This is a genomic window from Arthrobacter sp. ISL-69, from assembly GCF_018613775.1.
In the GTDB taxonomy this organism is placed as follows: Bacteria; Actinomycetota; Actinomycetes; order Actinomycetales; family Micrococcaceae; genus Arthrobacter.
This window is the reverse complement of the sequence record NZ_JAGGPO010000052.1, coordinates 1-9,862: the sequence shown is the minus strand read 5'-3', so window position 1 is coordinate 9,862 and position 9,862 is coordinate 1. Positions and strand designations below refer to the sequence as shown.

The window sequence follows — 9,862 nt, the reverse complement described above, 5'->3', positions numbered from 1 at the left end:
ACCGATGTCCCGAGACATAACATGTGGGTTTTGCCTTCGGTGCGTTTGCGGTCGTAGTAGGTCCGTGAGGCGGGGCAGCTTTTCAGGGCCGAGAGCCCGAAGAGGTAGAACACCCGTAGCAGCCTGCGGTCGTAGCGGCGGGGGCGGTGGTGGTTGCCGGTGATCCTGCCGGAGTCCCTGGGTGCGGGGGCGAGTCCGGCGACGCCGGCGAACCGGTCCGCGGTTTGAAAGACGGTTAGGTCTCCGCCGGTGGCGCCGAGGAATTCGGCGGCGAGGACGGGACCGAAGCCTGGCATGCTGAGCAGGGTTGTGTGTGCCGGTGTTCGGTGACTTTCTCGCTGGTCAGGGCGTCCAGGTCTGCCAGTTCCTCGTTCAGGGTGATGATTTCCTGGGCGAGGGCTGCGACGATCAGTTCCCCGAGGTGTTGGGCGGGGACGGTGGTGTGCTGGGATTTCGCCGCGTCGATGGCGGCCTGGGCGACAGCGGCGGACGAGCGGGTGCCGTGTTTCTTCAACCACGCCTGGAGCCTGCTCTGGCCTGTGCGGCGGATTCCGTCCGGGGTCCGGTGTTTGGTCAGCAGGGTCAGGGCGGCTTTGGAGCGGCTGTAGTCAAAGGCCCGTTCCAGCGCGGGGAAGTATTCGAGCAGCTGGGCCTGCAGGCGGTTGATCGCCCGGACCCGGTCCGCGGACTTGTCGGCCCGCCGGGCAGTGAGGATCCGTAGCCCGGTACCGATCTCATCCCCGGCCCGCAACGGCTGCAGATCACGGCGCATCCTGGCCTGATCTGCTATCACGGCGGCGTCTTTCGCGTCCGTTTTGCCTCGCCGCGGTAGAGCTTGGAGGCGTGGTGGACGGTCCGGCCCGGGATGTAGAGGATGGTCTGGCCGTGGGCGACGAGGATAGCGATGAGCAGCGCCGGTCCCGCGTGGTTCAGGTCCGTTGCCCAGATGACCTCATCCCCGTCGGCCAGTTTCAGGACGTCGGCGACGAGCTCGAGCAGGGCCGGTTCGTCGTTGGGGATTTTCTGCGAGAGCAGACGGGTTCCGTCGGCGTCGATCACGACGCAGTGATGATGGGCTTTGCCGGCATCGATACCGGCCCATAGGTGCACCAAAACAGCCTCCAGTCTGTCGGATAGGTGGAACCCAGCAGATAACCGCGCCGTCGTGTCCTTATCCGGCGATCATGTCGCGTCTCTCAATCAGCGGTCGGGTCATCGCGGGGTGGCGGGCGGCCAATCCTTCGGAGCCGTCACGACGTGAATCGTCCGGCCACAGCAACAAAGCCATACCCGCCTCCCCTGGGTAGCCACGACCTTACAACGGCCGGGGAACTGCACCCGGTAACAACATAAGGACGGCAGCAAAAGACGTCGTAGACACAAAAGGGCCAGGGGTGGCCGGAGCTCTGCGACGGACAGCACTGACCCAACAGCCGGCCGCGCCAGCGGACGCCCAAACGGGTGCGAGCCCCGCGAGCATGCCCTGTTCCGGGGCCGGCATCTCCAATAGCCGCGCTGCTTCAGCGCTCTGCTTTCCTCCCCGGGTGGTGGAGCCGGGGTTTCCGTTTCGATAACCACCCCGGTGAGCATCGTCCGGTAGCCGGCATCGGCTGGGACGCCGTTCCCAGAAGCGCTTGTGGGCCTTGAAGCTTACTGCCACACCGCCCCTAACGGATGGTTCTGGGGTCTGTCCGGCGGACGGAAAGGACCCCACTGTGCGCCTGCTTGTTGCCCCGCTCCGATTCACCCACTCTCGACGAACGCACATAGCCGTGGCAGTTGTTCTTGCTGGGGTGCTTTGTTCGGCGACTGCCTGCCAGGGGGGTGTGAAACTCAGCCAGTCCGCAGTGGATGACGTGCTCCGGACGGCAGGCAAGGCCTCCAAGGAGATCACGGTCAGCACGGAGGATCTTCAGAGACTATCGGCGCGGGCCGGGACGAATGCGGACAGCCTGTCGTCCGTCGCCCCGAAACTGCAACAGAGCGGTGGCTGGACTAACGCCAAAGATATCGTCAAGAGACTCTACGCCGACCTGACCGATCCGGAAGGCGCCGGGGGTGCCATCAAGTTCGGCTGTCTACCGTTTGACGAACAACCCAAAACGCCGCAACAGCTGCACAACGAGCTGCTGCTTGACACGCTCAGCGTACCGTTGCTGGAACGGGGCCGCGTACAGGCGGCCGCTCGGGAACTGCACACGACGATTAGTCGGGACAAGGTCAGCCCGGACTACGAAATCCGCAGCGCCGCCTTTTGGTTCTGCTTCACCCACGATGCGCTCCCCTAACCCCTGCGACTCCCCCGTCTGAGCGTCGCCTCTGGTGCCCTGCTCGCCTTCCCGGGAACCCGGACGCCCACGGCGCCGCCGCAGCTCGTAAGGGGAAAGATAGGATTCTCAACGCACAACGTATCGACATCCGTGGCCGGACACTCGTCCCCGTCCCGCTGGCAGCGTGGCTGTAGCCGAACCGCGAACGTGCTGCTCCTCGCAGTTGTGATCGGTGGCCTCTCAGGCTGCGGCATGCTGCTACCACAATCACCCCCATCGACCCCGGCCCCCTCGACCCAAGCGCCAACGCCGGCCGGGGAGTCGGCAGCACCCGTCGGAACCGCGATGCCAACGGACGATTCACTGGCATGCGCCCAGGCCAGAACGCTCGCCACCGAGCATCCCCAGCAAGCGCTCGATCTGATCGACAAAATCCGCGGATCCTATGCACCACAGGAAGGTGCGGCCCGGACAAACTGTGCCGACGAGCGAAACTTCGCGTTGCAGAGACTCGGGGAAACCCAGCAGGCAGCCAACACCGCCACGCCAACCCCGCCTGTGGAACCCCGGCAAGCGCAGACGGCATGGGACAAGTACTGGACCTCCTGGGTTTCGCCGTGGCAGACTCTGGCCCTGACCGGCGCGGGCGCCGTGCTTGCAATGATCATCCTGGCCCGCCTGCTCGCCTTCCTTCCCGGCCCGTGGATGCCTCTCCGCTGGCTGGACTGGAAGCACCGCTCACGAGCCTTGCGACGGACTGCCTTTTGGGCAGGTCTCATCCTCATGGTCGGACCGACCCTGCAGTTCGTCACGTTGCTTGCGTTAAGTCAGCGTCCCGCCGCCACGCCCGCCCCGGGAACGCCGCCGGATCCGGTAGCCCCGTTTAGTCCCGGGGCATCCCTTGGGCTGGGGACCTTGCCGGGGCTCCTAGCTCTCTCTGTCGTTGGGTCGTTGTTGTTTGCGACCTGGATCGCCAGCCGGCCCCGGCTGTCGATTGTCGTGAAGGACAAAAGCGGTGCTGTGAACGAATCGATGACCTCTTACATCATCGCCCTCCTCGCCGAACTCGGGGCAGCGGCACCGAAGGGAATCGAGGTCCCGCGAGGGGCCGATGCCACCGGGCTGGCCGATGCATCCGTAAGCGCAGAAATAAGCAACAAAGTGCTGGCTGCCCTCTCAAAGGCCCTTTTGGCGGTCGTGGGCCTAACAACCTGGAAAGTCGTTGTCGACTCAGCCACCGATAACGACCTGTCTGTCGTCATCACGCGCAACGGCTGGAGCGTGAAAGCGACCACCATCAGCACCTCAAATCACCTCCTCTTTCCCACACCGGCCGCAAAGACCAGCACGCCTGCACCAGAGGATGCCTCGCCGGACAAGGACAGCGCGGCGACCGGGAGCGCGCCGGCCTCCGAACTGCACAAACTGGCAGCGGCATTCGTCGTGGCAACACTCGCCGAACACGAACAAGGATTTGAAGGTCTTTGTGGTGCCACGGACTGGCGCAGCATCGGGCTTCAGTATCTGGCCACAACAGGCCATGCTCTCGAGGAAGTCCATCAAAAACTCCTGCTGGCCAACGCCGTCAACGTCGACCCTGAGAACCTGCTTGCCTCCACGGCCCTCATGAACATCCTCCACAGGAAGGGCACGACCCCTGGCCCCTTGACAGACTACGAAACATGGCTCGACCGCACGATAGAGAAAATAGACAAAACGGATCCCCTACCGCCTGCCGGCAAAGCAGAGAGTGGCGCCACCGACAAACCCGCAGGGACGGAGAAAGCCAAGGTCACACCCGTACGGCGGAATGCCTGGACAGTTGCTGCGTTCGAAGGACACCGCGCTCTGTTGTACCGGCTCGAACTGACGCGACTGTCGGTCGGGATGAACAGGATGGCCGCCGTGGCCTCCGCTGCTGCTGCTGCTGCGAAGGCAAAGCGGGCTTCCAATTCCATGCACAGGGCCCCGACACCCGACGGCCAATCCCGTGTCATCGAACAAGGTCGGTCGCAGGAAGACTATGTAAAGCTCGCCAAGAAACTCATCAGGCGCCTGTCGGACCCTCGCGTTCCTCACTTGGAGTTGGAAAAGCGGCTCCGCCCACATATCGCGTTGATCTTTCTAGACCTTCAGGGAGACTGCAAGGAAGACCCACTAGATCCGGAGACCGCAGAGAGCTGGTCGGAATGGCGCGATGAGGCCCTCAAATCCCCGTCGCCCACCATCGCCTACAGTGCAGCCTGCAGCTACGCGCGGCTCTACGCACGCACCCGGGATGAAGACCCACGCGCCGACCTCGCCCCCATTTGGGGCGATATCCAGCGCCGGCTGAATATCGCCACTCTCGACGCGGATATCAGCGCATGGGTCACTGAGGACCCCGAACTCTGCCTGCACCTCAAAGGGAGCCAGGACTGGGAAAAATACACCACAGCCCTCGCCGGCCCGGACACCCCGAAGCCAAAAGGGAAAGGCCTGCGGCAAATTCGGGAGGACCTGGAAGGAATCCGCTACCAACCCCGTGCTTCGGGAAACGGCAAACGCCGCCACTAGGAGCCCCAGGTCAGCAGGATCGCCGGCGCTCCGGATCAAACGGTATGGCCGCCAACGATGGCAGGATGACCCAGTGGTTATTGGTCGAAGACACGCGGCGCCAAAAGCGGAATGGACCCCTCATGCACCGGGGCAGGCTGACCCGTACCCGTATCGCGGCGCTGTCAGGCGCTCCTGCCTCGACCGCAGGTTATCCCCTTGCAGTGGCGAAGGCAAAGGATCCTGACTTGAGTCCGCGCATGAGGAAGCCGCGGGCGGTACGACGCCGCGGGTCAGCGCTCACGGCTTGGAGCGGATGCGGGAGCTGGTGTCGTCGGTGCAGGATACGGGACAGTATCCGTCCACACGGTCCGGGTCGGCGGCCGAGCGGAGCCTGGCGTCCTGGTTGGAACGGCGCCGCCATGAGGCCGCCCACGGGACGCAACGGTGACATCTTTCCCCATCACCCTCACGGGGTTTTTTATCAGGACACCAGGATCCTGTCACGATGGCCTCCAGCTTGTTACGTGGAATCCCGCAGCAATGGTGCGGGCTTTCCGCCATAACATCATTCAGCTACCCGGCGCCCCGGGTTTCCGTCCCCGACGCCGCCCGGCACGGATTCATCCAGCGCCTTGGCCGGTTCCAGCTCGCCGCGGCGCAGCTTGTACCGCTGGGTATGCAACCACACTCCCAGCTCGGGCCTCCACACCGGTCACGGTCACGGTCGCCTTGTGCCGCGGCCAGTCATGCCCGGCAGCCCGGTACTTCACCAAGGCAGCCAGCCTGGCCTGCCATCTGGTCTCGTCGACCACCGTGCGTACTGCACCATCCCTGCCCGCCAGCACGCCCAACCCGTCCCGATACTCAGCCGCCACCCTCACCATGAACGGACAACCGCTGGAACCGTTGGGCGTGGACCCCCTCGCCGTACCAGGGCACCTACGTCGGGAGGGCCGCTCGTGCCGACGGCCGGGCCGATAGTCCGCTAACCGTGGTATGGAAGCGCGAGCCGGGTGCCCACACCCATCCTGGCGGCCGTGGTGACCACCGTCTGCGCAGCGCTGCCCGGCCGATATTACTCCTCCGAGGCCTGGGCCTTCATCCCTCGCAAACGGCACGACCATCAACGACAGGGTGCCGCAGTCCTGGGCGATAGCCCGGGCGACGACCTCAGCCCTGGCACTGCTACTGGGCCTCATCCTCCTGCTCGGCTGGATGACTGCCCGCGGCTCTCCCCCTGCCGTCGTTGCCTACAGTGTGGGCGCAGTGGTCGGCATCGTGATTATCATGACCACCTCCCTGCTCTGGAATCTGGCAGCACCCGCGCACCTTCGCACCAAAAGCGGGACCCGGTTGTCGGCATTTGCCACCTTTGCCGCCGTGACCGCGACCCTGGTCCCCGGCTACATCGCCCTTTCCCATGCAGCCGGTTCAGAGGGCTGGCAGACCACCGACATCGTGATGGGCGCGGTGATTATGCTCGCTACCCAGATCGTCTGGTCGTTGATCCGACTCATCCCACGGGAGGCAGCCAAGCGCGTCGCGGCCGCTGGCTGAGAGGGCAGTGCCGACGTCACAGCCGTCCGGCTGGCCGGCGATGGAGGACCGGCCGGCGATCTGCGGCCTGATAAGCCAGTCATGCCCGAGTTGAGGGCGGATCGCCCATTCCTTCGTAGTCCGTGAAGATGTAGTGTGCGCCGGCGCCCTGAAACCTGCCTTCGGGCCAGTACCCGCTCCGTACGCCGTCCGCGGCGCCCTCCGTAGCCCATCAGATTTCGTCGCTAGTCCAGGGGAAGAGTGATGGACACCAGCGTGCCTTTGCCTGGTATGGAATCGATGGAGATGGTGCCGCCGGCTTCGTGAACGGCCAGAGTCATCATGCACAGGCCGTGCCCTTGATGCCGGCCGCCGAGGAGTTGGCTCTGGGCGCCGTAGCCGTTGTCCGTGATGGTCAGCCGGACACCGTGGTGGACGGCTGCCAGCCGGAGCGTCAGCTCGGTGGCTTGGGAGTACTTGAGCGCGCAGTTCAGTGTTGCCTGCGCGGCCCGGTAAAGCAGCGCGGCGCTGGCCGCCGGTAACTCGACGCCATGGTGCGGGATCTCCCAATGCACGCTGACCCCGCCCTGGCGCAGGGGAACGGTCAGTTTGTCGATGCAGCCAGCGAGCCCCAAGGTATGGAAGTCACTAACTCGGTCATCCGTGATGGCACCGGCGGCGTTGCCTTCGTCCAGAACTGCTACTTGACTCACGGCTTCCCCTGCTTCCCCTGCAATCCCTGTTGAGTGTCCGCGCACCTGATCCGGCAGGATCCGGGCGCCTGGATCAAGACTGGCTACTCAGCATCAAGGATTCCGACAGCTATCCGCAGTTCTCGTGCAAGTTTCCGGCAGAAAATACGGCGTACATTGCCTCGGCCGACGGTGGGCAGAAAAGCGCGCGAGAGCCAGAGTGGCACCGATGTCCCCCGTTCCCCTTCCGAAGGCAGAGCCAACCGATAGGGGCCGTCAGATCAGACTCGCGCCCAGCGTTCATAGCTTGTAACAGACCCTTCATCGTCGACAGCAGTAAATTACGGAGCGCCTCGCCATCAGAGCAAACCGCGCAGAACATGCCCTCGTCGAGACGCTACGCGCGTACAGCAGCGAGGCGGTCGTCACGACTCCTTAGAACGGGACGGCCAGATCGCTGGCGCCACTGCACACCCGTTTTGATCGGCATGGCAGGTTATCTTCACCGGGCAGTGGCCCGCTCTTCCCCGTGCCTTTGAGCGGGCCACCTACCGACACCGTAGATCCTGGAGACCCGTTACAGTGACGGTACTGGGATGGTACGCCCTCCATCGCGCCGGCGAACTCTGCCATAAGACCCCTTCAGCCCGTGGTATTTGAAGATGATCTGCTAAGTCGTCGGGCCCGGTCCGCTTTGGGCGCCTTCGGTAGGCGAATGCGGAGATGAACCGGAAGGCGTCACCTCCGGACGTCCGCGGGAAGCCTCGCGTGTGCGGCGGCGACGGTCATGGGCGACGTGCGGTCCAGGCCGTAGTGGACGCTGTGGACTAGCGGGCGCACGATTGTTTGCCCCAGCTCCCCTATGTCGCCATTACTCCCCGGAGTATCCCGACAGCCCCCATGCGGGCGGGATCCCCCAACGTACCGATTGTCTTGGGTGCCTGAATTCCGGCCAGCGACGTACTCTCAGAAAGGCATCGCTAAACCAACCGCACCGAGGCCGGAGCAGCGGTCGCCACTGGCTGGTTTCCAGGCAGCGGCGCACAGAACAGCGCCCTGCCCGGAATGTCTCCGGAACGGGGCGCCGCTCATGGGTTTTCTGTGCTTACCTCAACGCCGGTTCAGCATCGAACCGAGGTCACCAGAAGTGGGCAACGTCCACGACCAGCCGCGATCCGGAGCCAGGTCCGTCCAAGGTGAAGACCCGGAACGGGAGGCGTGCACGGACGCCGAGGCCGACGCTTGTATAGCCTTCGAAACTGCCAGCGTAGGCTACCTGCCGGAAGCTCTGGTACCCCGCCACGTTGGACAATTCGGCTTTGGCCGCCGGGCTGTACGTGACGGTGCCGGTCTCGCTGTCATAAGAGGGCGCATTCACAGTCACCTGGAGGAACGCCCTGCCCTGCAGCGGGACTGTGAACCCTGAACCGTCCTGCACCACCCGGTCAACATACCGGGCGGTGTAGCCGGCCACTGGGCCGTTGAGTTCAACCACCATCCGGTCGAAGCAATAGTGCTGCCCCGTCCTGACGTTGGTTACCGATGCGGTACTCATTGCCGGATGTGATTCGACCAGCGATCCCCATGCGAGTCCGCAATAGGACGTGGTTGCCGAGGCGGGCCCCGGAGCCAGAAAACCCAATCCGACAGTCATAACGATAACTGCCAGCCACGTATGAATCTTTTTCAAGGCGTGCCACCCTTCGAGTGATTGGATAGCTCAAGCGTAGGGGCCCTATAGTCCCCCAAAACAGGGTTGTGGCCGGTTCGGCACGGAACCGTTAGAGGAGCCTGTTTACGGTCACGCGGGGGTAATTCCAAGCCGGTTTTCGGGACGAAAGAAACACAATTAACACCGTTCCTGCACGCGACCGTTATCTCTCATAACGACGCCGGAACGCCGCTAACGATGCCCTGTCCCGGACAGCGGACGGCCCCACCCTCGGCATTGATCGCGCGTAGAGCAGACGGAGCGCGCGAGACCCGCCCCGGGCCGGGCAGCGTCCGGTCCGGGAGCCGTGGGCCTTGAATGTCCGGGCCAAGGTCTAGGGTTTACACTGAATGAATCGAACATATATTCGAATAAAGGTGTGTTGTGGGCGTTATTGTCGGTCCCCACGTGATAGATGCGGGTGCGTCGTTGTTGTCGGTGCTGGTCTCTCCGGTGCCGGTTGCGGCGGGGTTCCCGTCGCCGGCGCAGGACTACTTTGATGGCCGGATCGACCTGAACGAGCATCTGATCAAGGACATCACCAGCACCTATGTGGTGCGGGTGTCCGGGGAATCGATGGAAGGCGCCGGGATCAGCGACGGCGATGAGCTGATCGTGAACCGGGCCCTTGAACCCGTGGACGGGTCCGTCGTCGTGGCGGTCCTGGACGGTGAACTGACGATCCAGCGTCTGAGGATCACGGCCACCGGGGTCGTGCTGCAGGCGGAGAATCCTGCGTTCCCGGACATCCGCGTCCCGGCCCTGTCGGACCTGAGCATCTGGGGCGTAGCGACCAGGTGTTTGCATCATGTCTAAGCCGGCGCTGATGCGGCACATGCCGCAGATCGCGCACGTGGACGTGAACTGCTTCTACGCCTCGGCCGAGCGGGCGTTCGACCCGTCCCTGGAAGGCAGGCCCGTGATTGTCCTGTCCAACAACGACGGCTGCGCCGTCACCCGCTCCCCCGAAGCCAAATCCCTGGGCATCGCCATGGGCGAGCCGTGGTTCAAACTCGCACCCCGCGCCAAGGAATGGGGACTCGTTGCCCTGTCCAGCAACTACGAACTCTACGGGGACATCAGCGCCCGGGTGATGGACCGTGCACTGTTGCAAC

Annotated in this window: 7 protein-coding genes and 2 pseudogenes; 6 read left to right on the top strand and 3 right to left on the bottom strand. The window is 64.1% G+C overall.

Features of this window, described 5'->3' with window-relative positions; all coding sequences use genetic code 11:
* A pseudogene (locus tag J7I79_RS23100) lies at positions 1-1,113 on the bottom strand (IS110 family transposase); the annotation flags it as partial.
* Positions 1,114-1,826: 713 nt separating this feature from the next.
* Here J7I79_RS23100 and J7I79_RS23095 point away from each other — a divergent pair.
* The 4 genes from J7I79_RS23095 (at position 1,827) to J7I79_RS23085 (ending at position 6,365) form a co-directional block, all read left to right on the top strand.
* Positions 1,827-2,288 (top strand): hypothetical protein, encoded by a 462-nt coding sequence (locus J7I79_RS23095; protein ID WP_214957430.1) that lies wholly within the window; start codon positions 1,827-1,829, stop codon positions 2,286-2,288.
* Between the two features lie 327 nt (positions 2,289-2,615).
* A complete protein-coding gene (locus tag J7I79_RS23090; protein WP_214957428.1) occupies positions 2,616-4,826 on the top strand; it encodes a hypothetical protein in 2,211 nt (736 codons plus the stop codon).
* Positions 4,827-4,870: 44 nt separating this feature from the next.
* Entirely contained in the window at positions 4,871-5,371 is a 501-nt protein-coding gene (locus J7I79_RS25050; RefSeq protein WP_396020243.1) for a glycogen debranching N-terminal domain-containing protein, read from the top strand.
* Between the two features lie 571 nt (positions 5,372-5,942).
* Entirely contained in the window at positions 5,943-6,365 is a 423-nt protein-coding gene (locus J7I79_RS23085) for a hypothetical protein (protein WP_214957427.1), read from the top strand.
* A 224-nt stretch (positions 6,366-6,589) separates the two neighbouring features.
* On the opposite strand, the gene J7I79_RS23080 is transcribed toward J7I79_RS23085, so the two are convergent.
* Both J7I79_RS23080 and J7I79_RS23075 read right to left on the bottom strand, forming a co-directional pair.
* Positions 6,590-7,057, bottom strand: a complete 468-nt coding sequence (locus tag J7I79_RS23080) for a sensor histidine kinase (protein WP_214957425.1) — start codon at positions 7,055-7,057, stop codon at positions 6,590-6,592.
* Positions 7,058-8,174: 1,117 nt separating this feature from the next.
* Complete coding sequence (locus J7I79_RS23075) at positions 8,175-8,726, bottom strand: hypothetical protein (RefSeq protein WP_214957423.1); 552 nt, start codon at positions 8,724-8,726, stop codon at positions 8,175-8,177.
* 405 nt (positions 8,727-9,131) lie between these two features.
* On the opposite strand from J7I79_RS23075, the gene J7I79_RS23070 reads away from it, so the two are divergent.
* Together J7I79_RS23070 and J7I79_RS23065 are read left to right on the top strand one after the other, a co-directional pair.
* Positions 9,132-9,563, top strand: coding sequence for a LexA family transcriptional regulator (locus tag J7I79_RS23070; protein WP_214957421.1), 432 nt, complete (start codon positions 9,132-9,134; stop codon positions 9,561-9,563).
* Positions 9,556-9,862, top strand: a pseudogene (locus J7I79_RS23065) (DNA polymerase V subunit UmuC); the annotation flags it as partial. The gene J7I79_RS23070 and the pseudogene J7I79_RS23065, both read left to right, overlap by 8 nt.

Excerpts from the sequence above, each read along its gene's own strand:
- J7I79_RS23090 (WP_214957428.1), top strand. The coding sequence starts at position 2,616 with ATGCCAACGGACGATTCACTGGCATGCGCCCAGGCCAGAACGCTCGCC.
- J7I79_RS25050 (WP_396020243.1), top strand. The coding sequence starts at position 4,871 with ATGGCCGCCAACGATGGCAGGATGACCCAGTGGTTATTGGTCGAAGAC.